18 protein-coding genes and 1 tRNA gene are annotated in these 21,555 nt (G+C 58.3%); 8 read left to right on the top strand and 11 right to left on the bottom strand.

Going from position 1 to position 21,555, the window contains the following annotated elements; all coding sequences use genetic code 11:
• Positions 1-5: 5 nt before the first annotated feature.
• Positions 6-1,139: a GGDEF domain-containing protein gene (locus AACX78_RS15535; RefSeq protein ID WP_159166742.1), complete on the bottom strand. Its 1,134-nt coding sequence runs from the start codon at positions 1,137-1,139 to the stop codon at positions 6-8.
• Between the two features lie 499 nt (positions 1,140-1,638).
• On the opposite strand from AACX78_RS15535, the gene AACX78_RS15540 reads away from it, so the two are divergent.
• The 3 genes from AACX78_RS15540 (at position 1,639) to AACX78_RS15550 (ending at position 4,213) form a co-directional block, all read left to right on the top strand.
• Positions 1,639-2,430 carry a transporter substrate-binding domain-containing protein gene (locus AACX78_RS15540; RefSeq protein WP_017412027.1) on the top strand — a complete coding sequence of 264 codons (792 nt, stop codon included), beginning with the start codon at positions 1,639-1,641 and terminating at the stop codon, positions 2,428-2,430.
• Between the two features lie 90 nt (positions 2,431-2,520).
• On the top strand, positions 2,521-3,480 hold the full coding sequence (locus tag AACX78_RS15545; protein ID WP_005320135.1) for an amino acid ABC transporter permease: 960 nt from the start codon (positions 2,521-2,523) through the stop codon (positions 3,478-3,480).
• On the top strand, positions 3,464-4,213 hold the full coding sequence (locus AACX78_RS15550) for an amino acid ABC transporter ATP-binding protein (protein ID WP_005320136.1): 750 nt from the start codon (positions 3,464-3,466) through the stop codon (positions 4,211-4,213). Before AACX78_RS15545 ends, AACX78_RS15550 begins: the two co-directional genes overlap by 17 nt.
• 76 nt (positions 4,214-4,289) lie before the next feature.
• On the opposite strand, the gene AACX78_RS15555 is transcribed toward AACX78_RS15550, so the two are convergent.
• Positions 4,290-4,751: a DUF2059 domain-containing protein gene (locus AACX78_RS15555; RefSeq protein WP_159166743.1), complete on the bottom strand. Its 462-nt coding sequence runs from the start codon at positions 4,749-4,751 to the stop codon at positions 4,290-4,292.
• Between the two features lie 143 nt (positions 4,752-4,894).
• Here AACX78_RS15555 and AACX78_RS15560 point away from each other — a divergent pair, with 143 nt between their 5' ends.
• Entirely contained in the window at positions 4,895-5,734 is an 840-nt protein-coding gene (locus AACX78_RS15560; RefSeq protein WP_201302873.1) for a sterol desaturase family protein, read from the top strand.
• 78 nt (positions 5,735-5,812) lie between these two features.
• Here the strand turns inward: AACX78_RS15560 and AACX78_RS15565 are convergent, their stop codons facing one another.
• The 9 genes from AACX78_RS15565 to tadA form a co-directional block, all read right to left on the bottom strand.
• A complete protein-coding gene (locus tag AACX78_RS15565; protein ID WP_159166744.1) occupies positions 5,813-7,213 on the bottom strand; it encodes a basic amino acid/polyamine antiporter in 1,401 nt (466 codons plus the stop codon).
• Between the two features lie 9 nt (positions 7,214-7,222).
• Positions 7,223-8,125, bottom strand: a complete 903-nt coding sequence (locus tag AACX78_RS15570) for a homocysteine S-methyltransferase family protein (protein ID WP_159166745.1) — start codon at positions 8,123-8,125, stop codon at positions 7,223-7,225.
• Between the two features lie 302 nt (positions 8,126-8,427).
• Positions 8,428-8,967 (bottom strand): hypothetical protein, encoded by a 540-nt coding sequence (locus tag AACX78_RS15575; RefSeq protein ID WP_005320140.1) that lies wholly within the window; start codon positions 8,965-8,967, stop codon positions 8,428-8,430.
• 18 nt (positions 8,968-8,985) lie between these two features.
• The gene (locus AACX78_RS15580) at positions 8,986-10,305 is read right to left on the bottom strand and encodes a hemolysin family protein (protein WP_159166746.1); all 1,320 of its coding nucleotides are present in this window, start codon (positions 10,303-10,305) and stop codon (positions 8,986-8,988) included.
• A 189-nt stretch (positions 10,306-10,494) separates the two neighbouring features.
• Positions 10,495-11,205, bottom strand: coding sequence for a phosphate signaling complex protein PhoU (phoU, locus tag AACX78_RS15585; protein WP_111587581.1), 711 nt, complete (start codon positions 11,203-11,205; stop codon positions 10,495-10,497).
• 101 nt (positions 11,206-11,306) lie between these two features.
• On the bottom strand, positions 11,307-12,125 hold the full coding sequence (pstB, locus tag AACX78_RS15590; RefSeq protein ID WP_159166747.1) for a phosphate ABC transporter ATP-binding protein PstB: 819 nt from the start codon (positions 12,123-12,125) through the stop codon (positions 11,307-11,309).
• 237 nt (positions 12,126-12,362) lie between these two features.
• Complete coding sequence (pstA, locus tag AACX78_RS15595; protein WP_099993822.1) at positions 12,363-14,012, bottom strand: phosphate ABC transporter permease PstA; 1,650 nt, start codon at positions 14,010-14,012, stop codon at positions 12,363-12,365.
• 17 nt (positions 14,013-14,029) lie between these two features.
• Positions 14,030-16,267 carry an ABC transporter permease subunit gene (locus AACX78_RS15600; RefSeq protein WP_021139223.1) on the bottom strand — a complete coding sequence of 746 codons (2,238 nt, stop codon included), beginning with the start codon at positions 16,265-16,267 and terminating at the stop codon, positions 14,030-14,032.
• Positions 16,268-16,473: 206 nt separating this feature from the next.
• Positions 16,474-17,025, bottom strand: a complete 552-nt coding sequence (gene tadA / locus AACX78_RS15605; RefSeq protein WP_159166748.1) for a tRNA adenosine(34) deaminase TadA — start codon at positions 17,023-17,025, stop codon at positions 16,474-16,476.
• A gap of 334 nt (positions 17,026-17,359) precedes the next feature.
• Here tadA and AACX78_RS15610 point away from each other — a divergent pair.
• The 4 genes from AACX78_RS15610 to aceA all read left to right on the top strand — a co-directional run bounded on the left by AACX78_RS15610 (position 17,360) and on the right by aceA (position 21,554).
• Positions 17,360-17,436 (top strand) — tRNA-Pro (locus AACX78_RS15610).
• Between the two features lie 280 nt (positions 17,437-17,716).
• Complete coding sequence (locus AACX78_RS15615) at positions 17,717-17,851, top strand: hypothetical protein (protein ID WP_265342330.1); 135 nt, start codon at positions 17,717-17,719, stop codon at positions 17,849-17,851.
• 706 nt (positions 17,852-18,557) lie between these two features.
• The gene (gene aceB / locus AACX78_RS15620) at positions 18,558-20,165 is read left to right on the top strand and encodes a malate synthase A (RefSeq protein ID WP_159166749.1); all 1,608 of its coding nucleotides are present in this window, start codon (positions 18,558-18,560) and stop codon (positions 20,163-20,165) included.
• A gap of 75 nt (positions 20,166-20,240) precedes the next feature.
• The gene (gene aceA, locus AACX78_RS15625) at positions 20,241-21,554 is read left to right on the top strand and encodes an isocitrate lyase (protein ID WP_021139226.1); all 1,314 of its coding nucleotides are present in this window, start codon (positions 20,241-20,243) and stop codon (positions 21,552-21,554) included.
• Position 21,555 lies beyond the last annotated feature (1 nt).

Genomic DNA, 21,555 nt, shown 5'->3' on the forward strand with positions numbered 1-21,555 from the left:
TCCCTTCAGGCCAGTCGGCAGATGCGGTTCTTGCCCGCTCGCTTGGCCTGATAAAGGGCGCCATCGGCCTGGCTGAACAGGGTATCGAAATGCCAGTCGTGCTGGCAGCGCGCCAGCCCCATGCTGACCGTGATGCGGATCCCGTTCAGATCCAGCGCCGCCAGATCTTGCAATATCCGTTCGCAGCGTGCCTGCTGGGCTTGTTCATCCTCTCTGGGCAGCAGCAAGACGAACTCTTCCCCACCAAAACGGCTGGCCACCAGCTCAGGCTGAGCACCAAGATAGGCGCCTACCGCCTCCAGCACCCTGTCCCCTATCTCGTGGCCATGGCGATCATTGACCTGCTTGAAGTCATCCAGATCCAGTACGGCCAGGGCGCCGAACTCGCCAATCCGCCGCGCTCCCATCTGCTCCATGAAACCGCGCCGGTTCAACAGACCTGTCAGGGAGTCATGGCTGGCCTGCTGACGCAGGGCCAGGGCCCGGTACTGGGTACAGAGCAGCAACACCCCGAAGGTGGAGAGGTAACTGCCCATCAACATGGAGAGAAAGGGCAGCACGTTGACCCCGCTCTGATCCATCAGCACCCTGGCATCCCCTTCCAGCAGGAAGCCCATCCGCATCAGGTTGAAGCCATAGAGCAGGATATTAACCACGGTGAACACCAGCACAGCCGGCAGGTAGGCGGGATAGCCGTGTCGCCAGATGAGAAAGACGATCACGGCCCCCAAAACCATGTAGCTCAGACAGGCCAGCAATACCCGGGGCGCCATATGGTCGTTGAACAAGATGCTCCAGCTCAGGATCAGCACATAGACCAGCATGAACAGCGCGCTTGCCCCCCAGCTGAGAGGCTTGCCGAAGAAGCGCTGCAGTGCCAGCGGCATCAGGGCGATACAGACGGTGATCAGCAGATTGGCCAGCCAGATCCCCGCCAGATTGGGCATGAAGGCCTGCAGGGAGAAGAGACTCTGGGCCGCCAGGGCGCACAGGCTCGACCACCACCAGAATCCGAGTCCGGGGATCTCCCTGTGGGTCAACCATATGATGGAGAGGGTGATAAAACCGAGGCTGTAGCCACCCAGGGCCATGACCATGAGGGTGAATACATCCAGCTTGAGCAGTATTGAGGCGTCCATACCCGTGCCACTAAACGAAGGTAACTGAGTATATTTGAAGCGCAAAACAAGACCCAGTGGTGTCTGACTAAATCCTCAATAAAAGTTCACGTATTGCATAAAAATCCGCTAAATATGCTCCATTGGAATCCCTCTCGTGTCGCAGTTGAGAAAGTGAGTAACGTTTGGCACTGCCGATGACGAGGCCGGATGTAACAAAGTGTCCCGCCGGCATTTTGGACTTGAACCCGCTCCATTAGATAGATATGTTGTTTTCGTGTGATTTTATGAGTGCAGTTACGGGGAAAAAGCGTCACTAACCTGTTGAGTCATCTGGCACAATCGGAATTTGGTACATTTTTCACTCAGCACACAGAAAATGGAATCTCATATGGGGCTTTTGCCTCAACCAAGACAATAATCCTGTCTTGCCTGTTGCCGGATGCAGCAGTCTCTTGTGCCACGGAGTCGCACGGGATCAGGTTCAAGGCCGAACACACCACCGACAGAGACGTCACTTATGATCAAAAAACTCATTCTCTCTACCTTGCTGCTGTGCGGGCTCGCCAACGCCGCCGCCCCTGCCTCCACCCTGGATGCCGTGCTCGATCGCGGCGTGCTGAGAGTCGGTTTCGACGCCGGCTATCAACCCTTTGAAATGACCAACAAGCAGGGCCAGTACATCGGCTTTGACGTGGATCTCGCCAAGATGGTCGCCAAGGAGATGGGCGTCAAGGTGGAGTTCGTCAACACCGCCTGGGATGGCATCATTCCTGCGCTGCTGACCGACAAGTTCGACGTCATCATGGGCGGCATGACAGTCACCCCCCAGCGCAACCTGAGGGTCAACTTTGCCGATCCCTACATAGTCGTGGGCCAGACCATAGTGCTGCGCAAGGACAAGGCCGGCGAGATCAAATCCTTCAGCGATTTGAACGATCCCAAGTACAAAATCGCAGTCAAGCTCGGCACCACAGGCGAGCAGGCGGTCAAACGTCTGATCCCCAAAGCGACCCTGCTGCAGTTTGAAACCCAGGATGACGCCAAGCTGGAAGTGATCAACGGCAAGGTCGATGCCTTCGTCTATGACCTGCCCTACAACGCCATCTTCGCTTCCCAGAATACCGGTGCCGTTGTGCACCTGGACAAGCCGTTCACCTTCGAACCCCTGGCCTGGGCCATTCGCAAGGGCGATCAGGACACCCTCAACTGGTTCAACAACTACCTGCGCCAGATCAAGGGCGATGGCAGCTACGACCGCCTCTACAAGAAGTGGTTCGAATCCAACGCCTGGCTGAACCAGCTCAAGTAACCTCGCAAGGGGCGGCCTGCCGCCCCTTCACGCAGATCCCCACACAATAACTACAAAGAGGTTGCGACAGTGCACAACCCAACAAGACAGATGGAAAAACAACCCAACCAGTTGCTCTGGCACGGCGTCTTCCTGCTGATGCTGCTGGCTGCCGTATTCGGCATCTATAAAGCGGTTCAGTCCGTGGATTACACCTGGCGCTGGGAGCGGATCCCCCAATACATCGCCTATCAGGCGGAGCAGAACAACCTGGCCGAATTTGACGGCACAGTGATCGCCGGCACCACCAGCGCCGAGCAGGGCAAACTGTTCCTGCAAAATGATCTCGACCCCAATCAGCGACAGGCCATCGCCAGCACAGGAGTGAAGGTCACCGAAGGGGACACTATTTTCCGGGGCGATACCCTGGATACCGAACTCACCTGGACCGCGGGCCCCATCGCCTGGGGTGTCTGGGTCACGGTCAAGCTCTCCCTGGTGGCAGGGGTGTTTGCCATCCTGCTCGGCACCCTGGCAGGGCTGGCCCGCCTCTCCCCCAATCCGGCCTTGCGCAATCTGGCGGTCACCTACGTGGAGCTCATTCGCGGCACGCCACTGCTGGTGCAGATCTTCATCGTCTATTTCTTTATCGGCACTGTGCTGAACCTGGACCGTTTCACCGCCGGGGTGGCGGCACTGGCCGTCTTTACCGGCGCCTATGTGGCCGAAATCGTGCGCGCCGGCATCAGCTCCATTCACAAGGGGCAGATGGAGGCCGGTCGCAGCCTGGGGCTCACCTCGGCCCAGACCATGCGCTACGTCATTCTGCCGCAAGCCTTCAAGCGGGTGCTGCCACCGCTGGCAGGCCAGTTCATCAACCTCATCAAGGACTCCTCCCTGGTGTCCGTCATCTCCATCACGGATCTCACCAAGGCGGGGCGTGAGGTGGTCAGCTCCACCTTCAGCCCGTTCGAGGTGTGGTTCACCGTGGCCCTGCTCTATCTGGTGTTGACCGGCACCCTCTCTTTTCTGGTGCGTCGTCTGGAGGTGAAATATGCACGCAGCAACTAAGCCTGATCCCATCATAAAAGCCAGCGGAGTGGAGAAGATCTACGCCGGTGGTGTGCACGCCCTGAAGAACGTCAGCACGGAAGTCGCCGAAGGGGAAGTGGTGGTGATAGTGGGGCCGAGCGGCTCGGGAAAATCCACGTTTCTGCGAACCCTCAACCAGCTGGAAACCATCAACGACGGCAACATAGTGGTCGATGGCATCTGCCTGACCGAACCGGGTGACGTCAACAAGCTGCGGGAAGAGGTGGGCATGGTGTTTCAGTCATTCAACCTTTTCCCCCACCTGAACGTACTGGACAACATCTGCCTGGCGCCACAGAAGGTGCGCGGGTTGTCGCGCAATGACGCGCGGGACAGGGCCAAGGCCCTGCTGCTGAAAGTGGGATTGTCGAACAAGGCCGAGAGCTATCCGTCCCAGCTCTCCGGCGGCCAGCAACAGCGGGTGGCCATCGCCCGGGCGCTTGCCATGCAGCCGCGCATCATGCTGTTCGACGAGCCCACCAGTGCGCTGGACCCCGAGATGGTGGGCGAGGTACTGGACGTCATGAAGGGGCTGGCTCGCGAGGGCATGACAATGGTGGTGGTGACCCACGAGATGGGCTTCGCCCGCGAGGTGGCGGACAGGGTACTGTTTATGGAAAACGGCGAGCTGCTGGTGGATGAAAAGCCCACCGACTTCTTTGACAATCCTCCCTCCCCGCGCCTGCGCCAGTTCCTGAGTCAGGTGCTCTGACGCTAACAGCCGTAGAAAGCTGAAGAGGGAGCCCGTGGCTCCCTCTTCACGCTGACACAGGCTCAACCCGTCGCATCTATTTTGCCGCCTGGCGTTTTGCTTCATCCAGCATGGTTTGCAGTGCCGGCATATTGCGCTCGGCCATGGATTTACCCACCAGCGAGCTCTCCTGAAAGATAGCCGGCATGGTATCCAGGGATTTCTTCCCGACCGGACTCTGATAAAAGGCGATCAGCTCCTTGAGCTCGGCGTCGGAGAAATGCTTGCGATAGATGGCGGCCACCTCGGCACTCATGGCCGGCCAGGAGAGATAGCGGCCAAACCAGGCCTCCAGTACATCGCGATGCTTGGCCAATTCCTGCGCATGTTCGCCTGCCCCCCGAATGATCAGCGGGATCAACTGTGCCTGCAGCTGGGCCTGTAACTGCTCCGCTTGCTGTTCACTGTTGATCAGGTTGACCAGATCCTGAGCAGGATCGGCCCACACACAGCCACTCCACAGCAGGGCAATGACCACCCCTCTTTTCACCAACTGCATAACCACCTCTTAAACCATATAAAAACAACAGGTTACATTGAATTTAAATTCAGGCCAGTCACCAGATGGCGGTGCAATATGTTAATGAAATTTTAAATCCATTCGGTATGCTGGAACACAACTGGTCAAACCGGATGCCCGACATGGATGTGCAACTGCTGCTGCTTTATCTCTCCCCCGTCTTTTTGGCATTTGTCGGCTGGGAGATGCTTTACCTGCGCAAGCACGGGGCGGCCTTTCCCACCGCCACCTACCATTGGAAGGATCTCTTCGCCAACGCCACCCTGGCCCTGATGCATCAGGGGGGGGACGCACTGACGGCCATCGCCATCGCTTACCTGTATGACACCCTGTGGGGCTGGCGGCTGTTTGACATCGAGCTCAATGTCTGGAGCATCTTGCTGCTGTTCCTGCTGCAGGATTGCTGTTACTGGCTGTTCCACTTTGCCAGCCACCATGTGCGCTGGCTGTGGGCCTCCCACGTGGTGCATCACAGCTCGGAGCGGCTCAACCTCTCCACCGCCTTTCGCCAGAGCCTGATGTACCCCGTCTCGGGCATGTGGCTGTTCTGGATCCCCATGATCCTCATCGGCTTCCCGCCACAGGCCGTGGTGGCGACCGTGCTGCTGAGCCTGGGTTTTCAGTTCTTCGTTCACACCCAGGTGGTGGGCAAGCTCGGCTGGCTTGAGTGGGTCTTCAATACCCCCTCCCACCACAGGGTGCACCACGCCAGCAACGCCAAATACATAGACCGCAACTTCGCCGGCGTGCTGATCATCTGGGATCGGCTGTTTGGCACCTTTGTGGAAGAGGATCCCGCCGAGCCATGCCGCTTTGGCATCACCAAACCGGTTCGCAGCTTCAATCCGCTCACCCTCACCTTCCACGAGTGGCGCGACATGCTGCGCGAGGCCCGTGGTCTCCCCTGGTCAGAGAAGCTCAAGGTGCTGTTTGGCAAACCGGCCGGCCCCGGCAGCGCCTGAGCCAGAACCCGGGAACAAAGCAAAATGAGAGAGCGCCACCAGGGCGCTCTCTCATTTTGCAAGGATCACTTATCCCCTTTATGGAGAGGCAAATGACCAGAGTGCGGGAATAAGGCTCACCAGCGTTATCCCGGCCAGCAGTCGCTCGCGACCACTGAGCCGCTGATGGTCACCAAGCTGTCGGCGGCTATAGAGAAACAGCAGCAGGCCCGGCCCGTAGAGCAGCAAGGAGAGCAGCAGGTATTCCACACCGGCGGCATAGAGCAGCCAGAGGCCATAACCGCTCGACACCAGTGCCACTGTCCGCATCAGGCCATTGCCCTCGCCACTCAAGGAAAGCTTGAGCAGGAACAGGCCGATCAGCAGATAGGGCACCAGGATCATCGAGGTGGAGATAAGCAGCAGGTTGGTATACCCCTTGCCGAGCAGCCACACCAGCAGCAGGCAGCCCTGCACCGTCAGGCTGGTGAGCCACAGCGACGCTATGGGGGTGCCATTGCGATTCTGGCGCCGGAAGATGGCCGGGAAGGCGCCGTGGCGGGCAGCGCTGAAGGGCACCTCTGCCGAGAACAGGGTCCAGCTCACGTAAGAAGCAAGCACAGAGACAATGAGGCCGACACTGATCAGCACCTTGCCCCAGGAGCCTGTCATCTGGGCCATCAGCCCCGCCATGGAGGGATTGGGCAGGGCCGCGAGCTCGGGGCGACTCAATATCCCCAGCGCCAGCACAGAGATGAGCACATAGAGCAGCAACGCCAGCACCACGCCGAGCACTGTGGCCGTGCCCACGTCCCGCTTGTTTCTGGCGCGGGCCGACAAGACGGCGGCCCCTTCGATGCCGGTAAAGACCCAGAGGGTGATCAGCATGGTGTTGCGCACCTGCTCGGAGACCGGCACAGCAAGCGTGCTGCCCCCCTGATCCGTCGCAAAGGTTACAGGGTCGAACCAGTAGCAGGCGAACAGGATGAACAGCAGCAGCGGCAGGCTCTTGGCCAGGGTTGCCACCAGATTGAACAGGGCAGCCTGTTGCACGCCACGGGCCACCAGCAAGTGCACGGCCCAGAGGATGCAGGACTCACCGATAAAGGCCGCCAGGGTATTGCCATCGCCAAACCAGATGTGTTCAGGGGTATCGACGAAGCTGCCAAGGGCGGCGAACGCGATCACCAGGTAACCCACCACACCTATGGTGGCGCACAGCCAGTAGCCCCAGGCGGAGAAAAAACCCACCAGATCGCCAAAGCCTGCGCGGGCATAGCTGTAAATGCCGCCATCGAGATCCGGTCTTAGCCGCGACAGGTAGAGAAAACTCGCGGCGAGTGCCAGTATGCCCACCCCGGTCACGCCCCAGCCGATCAGCACGGCGCGGGCACCGGCCACCTCGGCCATGTTTTGGGGCAAGCTGAAGATGCCCGCCCCCACCATGGAGCTGAATACCAGCGCAGTGAGGGACCAGAGGCCTATTTTGCTCTCTTTCATGTGCTCTCCTTAGCGCAGCCGGCTGGCCAGTGCCTGAATATGCTCGGGGCCTATACCGCAGCAGCCGCCAATGAGAGAGGCCCCCACGGCGCGCCAGCGCTCGGCCCAGCCGAGATAATCCAGCGGCCCCAGATCGGCGCGGATCTCGTCCAGTCCGTCGTTGGCGGTCGCCTCCTTGGGCTGGGGAGGAAATGCGTTGGCATAGGCGCCGAGGCGAATATCCCCTCGACCCAGCGCCTGCAAGCTGTCACCGGCCACCGTCAGCGCGGCCTCGATCACCTCGGGCTGACAGCAGTTGAACAGGATGGCGTCCACCCCGGCCGATGCCAGTGCGGTAACGGCATTCGCCACCCGCTCACCGGAACGAAGCGCAGGCTCGCAGCCCGGCGCTTCATCTTCCAGCGTGAAGGAGACCCAGAACGGCTTGCCATCCTGTGGCAACAGCGCCTTGAGGGCCAGCGGCTCGGCAATCAGGCTCATGGTCTCGGCCAGCCAGATATCCACATGAGGTGATAACGCCCGAATGAGCGGTGTGGCCAGCTCGCCCACTCTGTCCGCCTCGAACAGGTCGGCGCGGTAGGAGCCAAACAGCGGCGGCAAGGATCCTGCGACCTGCACCGAGCCCGGTTGCTCATTGGCAACCTCACGGGCCAGCTGGCCAGCCAGCGCGGCCAGCGCTTCCCCTTCGGCGGCAAATCGCTCGGCACCGATATGAAACGGCACCAGGGCATAACTGTTGGTGGTGATGACACGGGCACCGCTCGCCACATAGGCCTGATGCACTTCGCGCACCGTCTGTGGTGCCTCCATCAGCGCCAGCGCCGACCATTCAGGTTGGCGAAAGGGCGCCCCTCGCCGTGCCAGCTCGCGTCCCATGCCACCATCCAGTACCCACAATGCCTGTGTTTCCATCTGTCGTGTCTCTATTGTTGTTCTGTGTTTGTCTGTTTTGTCGATTTGCAGCTTTTTTGCGCTGCCATGCACTCTTTAGCGTTGCTCTGCGGCTGTGCGTCGCCGGGCCTCATGGTGGTGAGGCATCCCTATCAATACCAGCCATAAAAACATATAGATGTTTAGATGGCCAAAATAAGATAAAGCAAAGCAGTGCAGGCGGCAATCGGTATCAACAGAAATCAGAACGCAAAGATGAGGAAAGGTAGAAATGAGTGAGGCCACCCAAGGGTGGCCTCACTGCTGTCTGGTTAGCTGGCGGTTTAACGCCCTGCCAGCACTCGCTTGATCTGCTTGGTCCAGTCAGAGACCCGCCCCTGTTGGGGCAATCCCTGCCAGATCTGCGCCCACTGGGCCGGGCTCAGAGGGCGACCGAGACGACGCTGCACACCGGCATAGAGATAGTCGTGGGCCGTGGTGGCAGCCTGGGTCGAGGTGAGAAACTTGGAGACAGGATCGGTCAACCGCACATCCCGCATGCCGAGTAGCGGATAGTCGCTGTGCACCGCCGCCAGCATGGTTTCACGCATGGCAGATTCGATGTAACCACGGGCAAACAGGGCGGTTACCGACTCCAGGGATCCCTGATCCGGGCCGTGGTACTCCTCATCAAAGACCGGACTTGGCTCCACTACGGCGCTTTGTACCACGGCATCGGGATCGGATTGCGGCACCACTTCTGCCTTGGCGGCAACCGGTTTGGCAACGACAACCGCCTTGCGGGGAGCGCTCTGACTGCAAGCGCCCAGCGCCAGGGCAAGCGCCACACAGGCCAGCGCACGGGAATGAGACTGCATCTTCATGACTCCTTGGTAGCTCCTTTACGATTCCTGAGCGGACTTGTCGGTCACTATGGGTTCAACCCGAGTGACCAGCAGCTGGTCGATCTTGTAGCTGTCGATATCCACGACTTCAAATTTGTAGCCCGCGTATTTGACCGAGTCGGTACGCTTGGGGATCTTGCGCAGCATGAACATGATGAAACCGGCGATGGTCTCGTAGTTCTGGCTATCCGGAAACGCCTCTATGTCGAAGGCACGCATCACGTCAGAGATGGGGGTGACACCATCCACCAGCCAGGAATTTTCATCCCGCTGCACAATCTGCTCTTCCACTACGTGGGTGGCCCACTCACCCATGACGGTACTCATCAGGTCGTTCATGGTGACTATCCCCACGACCAGGGCGTACTCGTTCATCACAACGGCGAAGTCACCCCTGTGGTTCTTGAAGTACTCCATCGCCTCGTAGAGGTTGAGGGTATCGGGAATGATGATGACGTTCTGCACCAGGGAGCCGCTGTTGAGATCTATGCTCTGGCCGCTGATGACGCGGATCAGCAACTCTTTGGCATCGACGAAGCCCTTGATACTGTCGAGGTTGTGGTCACAGACCAGGAACTTGTTGTGGGGGTGCTCGGCGATCTTGGCCTTGATGCTCTCTTCACCCTCTTGCAGGGTGAAGTAAATCAGGCTCTCCCGCGCCGTCATGGCGGAGGTGACGCCGAGGGACTGCAACTCGAACACGTTCTCGATGAGCTGATGCTCTTCGCGCTGAATAACGCCCGCCTCGGCGCCCGCATCCATCACCGCATAGATATCGTCGGAGGTGATCTCGTCGTTGCGTATCATGGAGACCCGCAGCAGACGGAACAACGCATTCGCCATGCCATTGAAGAACCACACCAGCGGCATCAGCAGGGTCACGCACAGCAGCATGGGGCGTACCACCACAACGGCGATCCGCTCCGGCATGGTCATGGCCAGGCGCTTGGGCATCAGGTCTGCTATCAGGATGAACATGCCGGTGACGAACACGAAGGAGGCGGCAGAACTTATCTGGCCAAGCCAGGGGCCCTGATAGAAGCTGAAGATGAACTCCTTGATGGCCGGATTCAGGGCAGACTCGCCCAGGATACCGCCCAGGATGGCGACAGTGTTGAGGCCAATTTGCACCACGGTAAAGAAATTACCCGGCTGGGCCTGCAGCGCCAGCACCTTGGCGGCATGGCGGTTCCCCTCATCGGCCATCACCTGCAATTTGATCTTGCGGGAGGCGGCGAGGGAGATCTCGGAAAGGGAGAAGAACACACTGCCGGCAACCAGCAGCATCAGAAGAAATATACTATCGGCAAAACTCATGATTAACCTATTGCTACACCCGCCTTAGCACAAGACGGCAAACTGGGCCTGGGAGACCAGACCGTGAGTCCATCCGAGACTCACACAGGGGGCATATTCTAGCAGAAAACCGCCATCCGGGTGGCTATATCTTGCTCTGACACGCAGTGCAACAAAAAAGGCGCGAAACGCGCCTTTTTATTCATTTCATCAGCTCTTGCCAAGCAGATCGCTCAGCTCGTCAACCTTGGTGTGGCGAACGTCCTTGCCCTTGACGTAGTAAACGATGTACTCGCAGATGTGCTGACAGCGATCGCCGACCCGCTCGATGGCACGCGCCGCCCACAGTACGTTGAGTACCTGGGGGATGGTGCGCGGATCTTCCATCATGTAGGTCATCAGCTCACGGATGATGGACTCGTACTCCCGATCTACCTTGTCATCTTCCTTGTAGACGGCGATGGCCGCCTCCAGATCCATGCGGGCAAACGCATCGAGCACGTCGTGCAGCATCTTGATGGTGCGGCGCCCCATGTTCTCGAGGGACACCAGCGGCGGCTGTGGCTTGTTGGCGTTGTCGGTCAGCATGCGGGCTATCTTGTCCGCCACGTCGCCGATGCGTTCCAGATCCGTGATGGTCTTGATGATGGCCATCACCAGACGCAAGTCGGACGCTGTGGGCTGGCGTTTGGCGATGATGCGGGTGCATTCTTCGTCGATGGCCACTTCCATGGCGTTGACCTTGTGGTCATTGGCCACTATCTTGCGCGCCGCATCCAGATCCTGATCGTGGATGGCGGCGATGGCGTCGGTAAGCTGTTGCTCCACCAGACCGCCCATCACCAGTACCTGATTGCGCACATTCTCAAGCTCGGCATTGAACTGACCGGAGATGTGTTTATTGAGGTTCATATTGTCCATACAAATAATCCTTGATGCTCCGATTATGCCTTAGCCGTTGAACTGGCCGGTAATCTGTTTCTTGCTGTTCATATCAATCACCTTATTGCACCAACCATGCCTTAGCCGTAGCGACCAGTGATGTAATCTTCGGTCTTTTTCTTGGCCGGTGTGGTGAAGATGGTGTTGGTGTCCGCATATTCGATGAGCTCGCCCATGTACATGAACGCCGTCTGATCCGACACTCGTGCAGCCTGCTGCATGTTGTGGGTCACGATCACCACGGTGAACTGGCTCTTGAGCTCGTTGATCAGCTCCTCGATGGTAAGCGTCGAAATCGGGTCGAGGGCCGAGGTGGGTTCATCCAGCAACAAGACTTCCGGCTCGATGGCGATGGCCCGGGCAATCACCAGACGCTGCTGCTGGCCACCGGAGAGACCAAATGCATTGTCATGCAGTCGATCCTTCACCTCTTCCCACAGGGCCGCGCCACGCAGTGAACGCTCGGCCGCCTCGTCCAGGGTGCGTCTGTCGTTGATGCCCTGCAGGCGCAGACCATAGACCACGTTCTCGTAGATGGATTTGGGGAAGGGGTTAGGACGCTGGAACACCATGCCGACCTGACGACGCAGAGCGGAGACATCCACTCCCTTGTCATAAATGTTGTGGCCGTGCAGCTGGATTTCACCTTCGATGCGGCAGATCTCCACCAGATCATTCATCCGGTTGATGCAGCGCAGCAGGGTTGACTTGCCGCAGCCGGACGGGCCTATGAAGGCCGTCACCTGCCCTTTCGGGATCTTCATGTTGACGTTGAACAGCGCCTGCTTGTTGCCGTAGTAGAGGTTGAGATCCTTCACCTCCAGCGCTGTCTGCTCCGGGGTCAGGTTGAGCAGGTCCAGCGCTGTGTGCTGAATGGATGTGGTCGTTACGTTGATCATCTGTTACCTCAAAATCAGTCTGGAGTGGCCGGACTCTTGCCAGCGACCGCCATGATTGCTGCTGACAGATGGCGGCACTCTCTGAACCGCGCATCTGTTTTCTCGATCTTGTCTCAAGGACGCCGGATTAATGCTCCAGCGACCGGAATTTCTCACGCAAGTGGTTGCGAATGCCTGTGATGTCGGTCAGGTTCATGCTGTTCATCCATTGTCTCAACATCCGTCTGGACTGCCGCATCAATGTTCCAAAGAGCGGAATTTTTCACGCAAGTGGTTACGAATGCCGATGGCCGTCAGGTTCAAGCCAACGATCACCGTCACCAGCAGGAAGGAGGTGGCATACACCAGCGGCCGCGCTGCTTCGACGTTCGGACTCTGGAATCCCACGTCGTAAATGTGGAAGCCCAGGTGCATGAACTTGCGCTCCACGTGCAGGTACGGGAAGTTGCCATCCATCGGCAGGGTCGGCGCCAGTTTCACCACCCCCACCAGCATCAGCGGAGCCACTTCACCGGCGGCCCGGGCTATCGCCAGGATAAGGCCGGTCATGATGGCCGGGCTCGCCATGGGCAGCACGATACGCCACAGAGTTTCGGCCTGGGTGGCCCCCAGCGCCAGCGACCCCTGACGGATGGTGCTGGGAATACGGGACAGTCCCTCTTCGGTAGAGACGATCACCACCGGCAGGGTCAGGATGGCCAGGGTCAGTGCCGACCAGATGACACCGGGTGAGCCAAAGGTCGGGCTCGGCAGCGCCTCCGGGTAGAACAGCTGATCCAGCGAGCCACCCAGGGTATAGACAAAGAAGCCCAGACCAAACACGCCATAGACGATGGAGGGCACACCCGCCAGGTTGATCACCGCGATGCGGATAAGCTTGGTCAGGCTGTTCTTGCCCGCATACTCGTGCAGGTAGACCGCCGCCACCACGCCGAGGGGCGTGACGATGATCGCCATCAGGATCACCATGAAGACGGTGCCGAAGATGGCCGGGAACACACCGCCTTCCGTGTTGGCCTCGCGAGGCTCACCCGTGACGAATTTGCCTATCTGATGGAACCAGTGGCCCACCTTGGCAGGCAATCCCATGGCGTTGGGCCAGGTCACATCCAGTACCTTGGACATGGGCATGGTCACCAGCTCACCACGCATGTCCTTGACTGTGATGGCATCACGATCCGCTTGGGCACGCAGGGAAAAGAGTTCCTTTTCCAATATTTGATAGCGGTCGTTGAGTGCCTTGCGCTCTTCGACCAGCTCGGCTTTAAGCTGATCGGTCAGCTCATCATTGAGCTCGGCTTTGCGCTCTTTGAGACGCAACTTCTCCAACTGGTAGTTGATTGATCCTATGGCACCTTTTTGCAGCTTGCTGGCCTGCTCGGAGAGGCCGTTGCTGCGAGCCAGCATCCTCTTGAGTACCTTGTGCAGATCCTGCTCGTGGAGCACGCCATCTTCCTTGGCCTGCACCACATAACCATAGAAGTTACCATTGGTGGTACGTTCAATCACCGCCATCTCGGCAGGCAGTGACTGGGACTTGATGTCAGTCTCCAGCACCCAGCGGAAATCGAGGTCGACGAACTCACGGTTGCCGGTCTTGACCAGATAGCGGGTCAACACCTCGCGATCTTCACCTTCCAGCGGAATACCCGCAGCCCGCAGCCGCTCCACCGGCACCAGTTCGCTGTCATTGATTTCACCGATCAAGACGCTCTTGTTGCCGCTGACATCTTGGATCTGCCACTCATAGATGGGGTGAGGCCAGAAATAGATCAGACCACGCCAGCCGATGAGCAGCAACAGACCCAGTACCGCCACCAGACTCAGGCTGACTGCACCGCCTGTCATCCAGATCCAGGGGGCCCCTGACTTAAACCACTTACCCATTGTCGATTCCTTGCCCGTTACATGGAGCTGTATTTTTCACGCAACCGCTGACGCACGAACTCGGCCAGGGTGTTGAAGAAAAAGGTGAACACAAACAGTACGAAGGCCGCGAGGAACAGTACCCGGTAGTGGGAGCTGCCCACTTCCGATTCCGGCATCTCCACCGCTATGTTGGCAGCCAGGGTTCGCAGTCCCTGGAACATGGAGAAGTCCATGATGGGGGTATTGCCGGTCGCCATCAGCACTATCATGGTCTCACCCACGGCGCGGCCAAGACCCATCATCACTGCCGAGAAGATGCCCGGGCTGGCGGTGAGGATCACCACACGGCTCAGTGTCTGCCACGTAGTGGCACCCAGTGCCAGCGATCCTTGAGTCAGATGCTTGGGCACGGAGAAGACAGCGTCTTCGGCGATGGAGAAGATAGTAGGGATGACCGCAAAGCCCATGGCGATACCCACCACCAGGGAGTTGCGCTGGTCAAACTTGATCCCCATTTCATGGGTCAGCCAGCTACGGGTATCCCCGCCAAAGAAGGCATTTTCCACCACAGGACTCAGGGTCAACGACAACCAGCCGACCAGCAGCACCACGGGGATCAGCAAGACAGCCTGGCTCCCTTCCGGCACGCACTGCTTGAGCTTGCCCGGCAGCAGATGCCAGGCCAGGGCGGCCAGCAACATCCCCATCGGCAGCATCACCAGCATCATGAAGATCCCTGGCAGGTAATCCTCGACAATGGGTGCCAGCCACAGACCAGCCAGAAAACCGAGGATAACGGTTGGCAGAGCCTCCATGATTTCTATGGTCGGCTTGACAAACTTGCGCATGCCGGCAGACATGAAATAAGCGGTATAGATGGCGCCGGCGACCCCCAGCGGGACCGCAAACATCATGGCGTAGAATGCCGCCTTCAGCGTGCCGAACGAAATGGGGATCAGGCTCAGCTTGGCTTCGAAATCGTTGCTGGCAGAGGTGGATTGCCACACATACATGGGCTCCGGGTAGCCTTCATACCACACCTCTTGCCACAGGGCAGACCAGGTCACTTCAGGGTGATCATTCTCGACCGCAAACAGCTTGAAGGTATCGTCCTGCTGCATAAGCAGCACGTTGTGGCGGGGCGAGATGGCCAGCGCCAACAGTGCTCCCCCCTCTATCTTCTCGCTCAGCAGCTTGCTCTCGCCGGTGGCGTGGAAGAAGCTGATGGTGCCATCCTTGCCTGCGCTGACAAAGCCCTTGCGAAAGTGCTCCGGGGTCAGCAGATCCACAGAACCATCACTCTTGAAGTCACGGATCTGGGTGAACTGACGCTTGCCATCCTTGGCCACTTCGAACCACTGGGAGATGACACCGTTGTCGTTGCCCACCAGCAAAGAGGAGGCACCGGCGAGCAGCTCAATCCGGGTCACATTGGCATTGGGGGCGTTGATCTCCAGCACGTTGCGCAGGGCGATATTATTGAGGTTGTGGATGTCGTAGACAGAGAGGCGGTTGCCCTCACGCACAAACAGGATGCGCAAGTTGGGGGTCAGTAGCATCTGATCCACATGGCTCGGCAGAGAAGGAATGCTGTAGTTCTGGGCGCTCCACTCCACGTCGCCGGAAATGAAGTTCTCCTCGCCGCTCATCACAGTCATCACGCCGCGACCATCTTCGGTCACGGCGGCGGTGGCCATCTTGTCCTTGGTGGCTTCGAATACCATGAACTGCAGCGCCTTGCCTTGGGGATCGATCACTACCGGCTCTTCGCCGAAGGGATATCTCAGGCTGGGCTCGATGACCCGCACGTCATTGGGATAGGAAACCTTGAAATGGGGCTCCATGACCAGAGCCTTGCCATCGGCAAAACCGTAGGCGATGAGCTTCTGACCCGGCGCCGGGCTGGTGACAGTCGTGATGTCACCGGCAACCTGGGCCTGACCAATGGCTTGTCCCACCTTGACCTTGCCATCTCCCTGAAGAGCAAAGAAGTTGACCAGCCCCTTATCGCTGAAGCGATAGCCAATCTCGTTCTGCTCCTCCATCCCGAGCCAGGCAGTCTTGCCCGCAATGGGCAGGGTAAACGATGCGGTCGGCTCCATGGTGGCGCCATTGAAAATAGGTTTCACCACATACAGCAGATAGAAAAAAATGAGCAACAAGGCCACCAGCACGAGGGCACCGCCTGTGGTGACCCCGAACTTGGCCAACTTATCCTTGATCCGGCGTTTTCTACTGCCCGCCATGACCAGGTTGATCGATTCCGATGACATGCAAGACCTCAATGTGAGCTAGGCTTGGCGGCATTATATGGCGGTTGCATGACAGTTTTGTTACATCGAAGCCCCTTGAGCAGAGCTTATTTTCGAAGAAGGAAATGGCGGCACTTTTCGGCAAGAAACAGATTCAACCAACTGTTTTATATGAAAATATATTGGATGGTGAGAAGCGGGAGCGGCAAAAGTCTCCCCCGCTTGCATCAAGAAGAAGAGTCGGCCGCTTGCTGCAATGCCTGTCTGGCGGCCTTTTTCTCGGCGCGGCGGCGCTTGAAGAAGGCCGAGAGCTGGGCCGAGCAGGCATCTGCCAGTACCCCCTCCGTCAACGACACTCTGTGGTTGTGGCGGGGGTCCTGCAAAATCTCGAATACGGAACCTGCCGCTCCCGTTTTGAGATCCCGCGCCCCGAACACCACCCGCTTGACCCGGCTGTGAATGAGGGCTCCCGCGCACATGCAGCAAGGCTCCAGCGTCACATACAGCACCGTATCGATCAGACGGTAGTTTTCCAGTCGGGCACCGGCTGCACGGATCGCCATGATCTCCGCATGGGCACACGCATCATGCTCGCTGATGGAGCGATTCCACCCCTCACCGACCACTTCGTCCCCCAGCACCAGCACGGCACCGACCGGGATCTCGCCGATCCCCTCGGCCCGGGCGGCCAGTGCCATGGCATGGCGCATCCAGCGCTCATCCTGCTCTGCTTGCTGCACTGTCTGGCTCAGGGATACTGCGGCTGCTGATGGTTCCATCCCTTGATCCTCTCTCGATTGGTTGTTCATGACCGATTGGTTGTTCATGACGGCTTGCCCTGCATGTGACTGCGCTCATCAGCGCTTGCCTGCACCAGGGACAGGCACCACGCCTGTGGATGCTGGCGCCTTGACCACAGCCGCCAAGCTAGGCCTGCGGCGCAATTTTTCCACCGCAATACGGGGCGGCGATTATGCCAAATCTCCGTGGCCGGCCCAAGCAGCATCTTGACTGAGCAATAAAGAAGCAATCGACATCTCACTGATAAAAAAGGAGTTGCACCAACAGATTCATATCATTAGACTCCCTTCCGTCAGCTCGAACTGACCTCGTCGGTGTGTAGCGCAGCCAGGTAGCGCATCTGCATGGGGTGTAGAGGGTCGGAGGTTCGAATCCTCTCACACCGACCATTTTCCCCGAGAAATAGCCCAGTCAAACGACTGGGCTATTTTTTTACCTCCATTTTACTCCAGCCCCTTCACCCTCTTTATGACCGTGGCAGTACTCTGTCCGGCAGGCGCCACCACAGAGCCATCACACATTGGTGGTATGTTTTTTATTCAGAATCACTTGAAACCTGTGGCGAGTGTCGCTAGGATACGCGACTTTTCCGCCGGCAATGAAACAGGGAGGTGGGAATCCGGGTGATGGAGTCACCGACCGGCTTGCAATCCAATGAGGCAAGCACCCATGACGCAAGCAATTGAATCACAGCCCCACCCAGCCCCCCTGCCACAAGCCGACATCGAACTCGGCGAGCATGAATACGGCACTATAGTGCATCTGGATGTGGTCGATCTAGCGGCGCCGGACGACGAATACTGATCCCGCTCAAGATAGAGTAGAAGAGGAAAAGTGGCCGCTGAACCCTTGGGTTTCGCCACCCTTTTACCTTCCCCGGGGGCCAGGAAGGCCCACTGACACAAATAACAATAAAATGCTGCGTAACTACGACTTATCAGTTTTATCCACTCCCCAACCTCCTCCCCTCATCACCCCAGATAGCAAGCCAAGGTGATACAAACCTACGTTATTGCTCGTCACTTTTCCCCTGCTGACGAGATAAACCCCATTCGACCCCTCTTCCCCATCCACGTTTTAAACAAACGTTCAATAGCCAACACTGGTGGGAGCTTAGTATTCACTGAGATCTAAAAAATCATTTCATACAGCCGTTTTCTGAAAGCTTGGAGTAAGGTCGGGATTTGTTTTTGCATATGTAATTTTATTACGTAATTAGTTACATTTCAGGTACTCAAAACACCGCTGGCTCACACCACCATAGGGGGTGGGAAACCAAGAGCATATCCATCTGCATAGAGCATTTACGCTAATCACATAACTCCATTAAAAACATAACCTTAACTATGTGTCAGAAACAGGCGTTTTAAAAAATTGGTTGACGGAGAGGGCAATATTTCGCACCTTATAAATCGTGTTATCCCGTTGTTACGGGAAGTTTGAAAGAACAGGGATCGACTTTAGTCGTAGTTAATTAGTTCAAAATGTAATTCTCAAAGGAGTGAACCCTATGTCGGCACCGGCCCAGACCCACTGTAGCGCCCGTCTGCGCATCCAGGGCGAGATGCTTCCCGAATACGCGCAAATTCTGACGCCGGATGCGGTGGCCCTGGTATCCGAACTGGTGGAACGCTTTGCTCCCCAACGGGGCGAATTGTTGAAACAACGTGTGGCACGCCAGGACCGTATCGATGGCGGCGAGCTGCCGGACTTTCTGCCGGAAACAGCACATATCCGTGCAGCCGACTGGACGGTGCGCGGTATCCCGGTCGACTTGCAAGACCGCCGGGTAGAGATAACGGGGCCAGTTGAGCGCAAGATGGTCATCAACGCCCTCAACGCCAATGTCAAAGTCTTCATGGCGGACTTCGAAGATTCCCTGGCTCCTGCCTGGAATAAAGTGATCGAGGGTCAAATCAACCTGCGCGATGCGGTCAATGGCACCGTCTCCTACACCAGTCCGGAAGGCAAGGCCTATACCCTGAATCCCAATCCGGCCGTGCTCATCTGCCGGGTGCGTGGCCTGCACCTGCCGGAAAAACATGTCACCTTCGACGGTGAGCCCATCCCCGGCGGCCTGTTCGACTTCGCACTCTATTTCCTGCACAACCATCAGGCGCTGCTGGCCAAGGGCTCGGGCCCCTACTTCTATGTGCCCAAGCTGCAAAGTCATCTGGAAGGTCGCTGGTGGAGCGAAGTGTTTGCCTGGACCGAAGACAAGTTCGGTCTGCCCCGCGGCACCATCAAGGCCACCGTGCTGATCGAAACCCTGCCGGCGGTGTTCGAGATGGATGAGCTGCTCTATCAGATGCAGGATCACATAGTCGCGCTGAACTGCGGCCGCTGGGACTACATCTTCAGCTATATCAAGACGCTGAAAGATCATGGAGACAGAGTGCTGCCCGACCGTCAGGTGGTCACCATGGACAAACCCTTCCTCAGCGCCTACTCGCGCCTGCTGATCAAGACCTGCCACAAGCGCGGCGCTCTTGCCATGGGCGGCATGGCCGCCTTTATCCCGGCCAAGGATGCCACAGTCAACGAGCAGGTCTTTGCCAAGGTCAAGGCAGACAAGGAGCGGGAAGCAAGCAACGGCCACGACGGCACCTGGGTCGCCCACCCCGGCCTCGCCGACACCGCAATGGCGGTATTCAACGCCACCATACCGGCAGGCGCCAAGAACCAGATCGGCGTATTACGCGAGCAGGATGCGCCCATCACAGCCGCCGACCTGCTGGCTCCCTGTGAAGGCGAACGTACCGAGGCGGGCATGCGCACCAATATCCGGGTCGCCCTGCAATATCTGGAAGCCTGGATTGGTGGCAATGGCTGTGTGCCCATCTATGGCCTGATGGAAGATGCGGCGACAGCCGAAATCTCCCGCACCTCCATCTGGCAGTGGATCCGCCACGGCAAGAGCCTCTCCAACGGCAAAGTGGTGACCAAGGAGCTGTTTCGCCAGATGCTGGCCGAGGAGCAGGAGGTGGTCAAACATGAAGTGGGCGCCGCCCGCTGGCAAGCAGGACGCTTTGCCGAAGCGAGCGAGTTGATGGAGCAGATCACCTGCGCCGATACCCTGATCGATTTTCTGACGCTGCCCGGTTACGAGCGGCTCTGAACCACGGGTCTCCCCAGCGGAGCCCGCCAATAACAAGTCAATGGAAACGTGAAATCAATGAAAGAGGGAACTGATATGGCACTGACCCGTGAGCAACAGATCCAGGCTATCGAGAAAGACTGGGCAGAAAACCCCCGCTGGAAAGGGATCAAGCGCGGCTACAGCGCCGAAGACGTGGTGAATCTGCGCGGCAGCTTGCAGCCGGTGCACACCCTGGCTCAACGCGGCGCCGACAAACTGTGGGAGCTGATCCACGGCAGCGCCAAGAAAGGCTACGTCAACTGCCTCGGCGCCCTGACCGGCGGCCAGGCAGTGCAGCAGGCCAAGGCAGGTATAGAGGCCATCTACCTCTCCGGCTGGCAAGTGGCGGCGGACAACAACTTGTCCTCCACCATGTACCCGGATCAGTCTCTCTACCCGGCCAACTCCGTCCCCTCGGTGGTTGAGCGCATCAACAACTCGTTTGCCCGTGCCGACCAGATCCAGTGGGCCAACAAGGTGGGGCCGCAGGATGCCGGTTTCATCGACTACTTCCTGCCGATAGTGGCGGATGCCGAAGCAGGTTTCGGCGGCGTGCTGAACGCCTTCGAGCTGATGAAGGGGATGATTGAAGCGGGCGCAGCCGGCGTACACTTCGAAGATCAGCTGGCATCGGTCAAGAAGTGCGGCCACATGGGCGGCAAAGTGCTGGTGCCGACTCAGGAAGCGGTGCAGAAGCTGGTTGCAGCACGCCTCGCAGCCGACGTCTGTGGCACCACCACCCTGGTGATCGCCCGTACCGATGCCAACGCGGCGGACTTGCTGACCACGGATGCGGATCCGTACGATTCAGGCTTCCTGACCGGTGAGCGTACCGCCGAAGGTTTCTACAAGGTGCAGGCGGGTATCGAACAGGCCATCTCCCGTGGCTTGGCTTATGCCCCTTATGCCGACATGGTGTGGTGTGAAACCGCCAAGCCGGATCTGGACGAGGCGCGCAAGTTTGCCGAAGCCATCAAGGCGCAGTACCCGGACACCATACTGGCCTACAACTGCTCCCCCAGCTTCAACTGGAAGAAGAATCTGGACGATGCCACCATCGCCCGCTTCCAGCAGGAGCTGTCCGACATGGGTTACAAGTACCAGTTCATCACCCTCGCTGGCATCCACAACATGTGGTTCCACATGTACGAACTGGCTTACCAGTACGCCCGTGGCGAGGGGATGAAGCACTACGTCGAGATGGTGCAAGAGCCGGAATTTGCCGCCGCCAGCCGTGGTTACACCTTCGTTGCTCACCAGCAGGAAGTGGGCACAGGTTACTTCGACAAGGTCACTACCGTCATTCAGGGTGGCCAATCGTCAGTGACCGCACTGACAGGTTCGACCGAAGAAGATCAGTTCCACTGAT

This window comes from Aeromonas sp. 9A, assembly GCF_963900955.1.
Lineage (GTDB): Bacteria > Pseudomonadota > Gammaproteobacteria > Enterobacterales > Aeromonadaceae > Aeromonas > Aeromonas salmonicida.

Bases quoted from the DNA above. Each gene is read 5' to 3' on its own strand.
- AACX78_RS15580 (WP_159166746.1), bottom strand. From the start codon at position 10,305: ATGAGTTTTGCCGATAGTATATTTCTTCTGATGCTGCTGGTTGCCGGC.
- phoU (WP_111587581.1), bottom strand. From the start codon at position 11,205: ATGGACAATATGAACCTCAATAAACACATCTCCGGTCAGTTCAATGCC.
- AACX78_RS15540 (WP_017412027.1), top strand. From the start codon at position 1,639: ATGATCAAAAAACTCATTCTCTCTACCTTGCTGCTGTGCGGGCTCGCC.
- AACX78_RS15555 (WP_159166743.1), bottom strand. From the start codon at position 4,751: ATGCAGTTGGTGAAAAGAGGGGTGGTCATTGCCCTGCTGTGGAGTGGC.
- AACX78_RS15600 (WP_021139223.1), bottom strand. From the start codon at position 16,267: ATGTCATCGGAATCGATCAACCTGGTCATGGCGGGCAGTAGAAAACGC.
- AACX78_RS15560 (WP_201302873.1), top strand. From the start codon at position 4,895: ATGGATGTGCAACTGCTGCTGCTTTATCTCTCCCCCGTCTTTTTGGCA.
- tadA (WP_159166748.1), bottom strand. From the start codon at position 17,025: ATGGAACCATCAGCAGCCGCAGTATCCCTGAGCCAGACAGTGCAGCAA.
- pstB (WP_159166747.1), bottom strand. From the start codon at position 12,125: ATGATCAACGTAACGACCACATCCATTCAGCACACAGCGCTGGACCTG.
- AACX78_RS15550 (WP_005320136.1), top strand. From the start codon at position 3,464: ATGCACGCAGCAACTAAGCCTGATCCCATCATAAAAGCCAGCGGAGTG.
- pstA (WP_099993822.1), bottom strand. From the start codon at position 14,012: ATGGGTAAGTGGTTTAAGTCAGGGGCCCCCTGGATCTGGATGACAGGC.
- AACX78_RS15545 (WP_005320135.1), top strand. From the start codon at position 2,521: ATGGAAAAACAACCCAACCAGTTGCTCTGGCACGGCGTCTTCCTGCTG.
- AACX78_RS15570 (WP_159166745.1), bottom strand. From the start codon at position 8,125: ATGGAAACACAGGCATTGTGGGTACTGGATGGTGGCATGGGACGCGAG.
- AACX78_RS15615 (WP_265342330.1), top strand. From the start codon at position 17,717: ATGACGCAAGCAATTGAATCACAGCCCCACCCAGCCCCCCTGCCACAA.
- aceA (WP_021139226.1), top strand. From the start codon at position 20,241: ATGGCACTGACCCGTGAGCAACAGATCCAGGCTATCGAGAAAGACTGG.
- AACX78_RS15535 (WP_159166742.1), bottom strand. From the start codon at position 1,139: ATGGACGCCTCAATACTGCTCAAGCTGGATGTATTCACCCTCATGGTC.
- AACX78_RS15565 (WP_159166744.1), bottom strand. From the start codon at position 7,213: ATGAAAGAGAGCAAAATAGGCCTCTGGTCCCTCACTGCGCTGGTATTC.
- aceB (WP_159166749.1), top strand. From the start codon at position 18,558: ATGTCGGCACCGGCCCAGACCCACTGTAGCGCCCGTCTGCGCATCCAG.
- AACX78_RS15575 (WP_005320140.1), bottom strand. From the start codon at position 8,967: ATGAAGATGCAGTCTCATTCCCGTGCGCTGGCCTGTGTGGCGCTTGCC.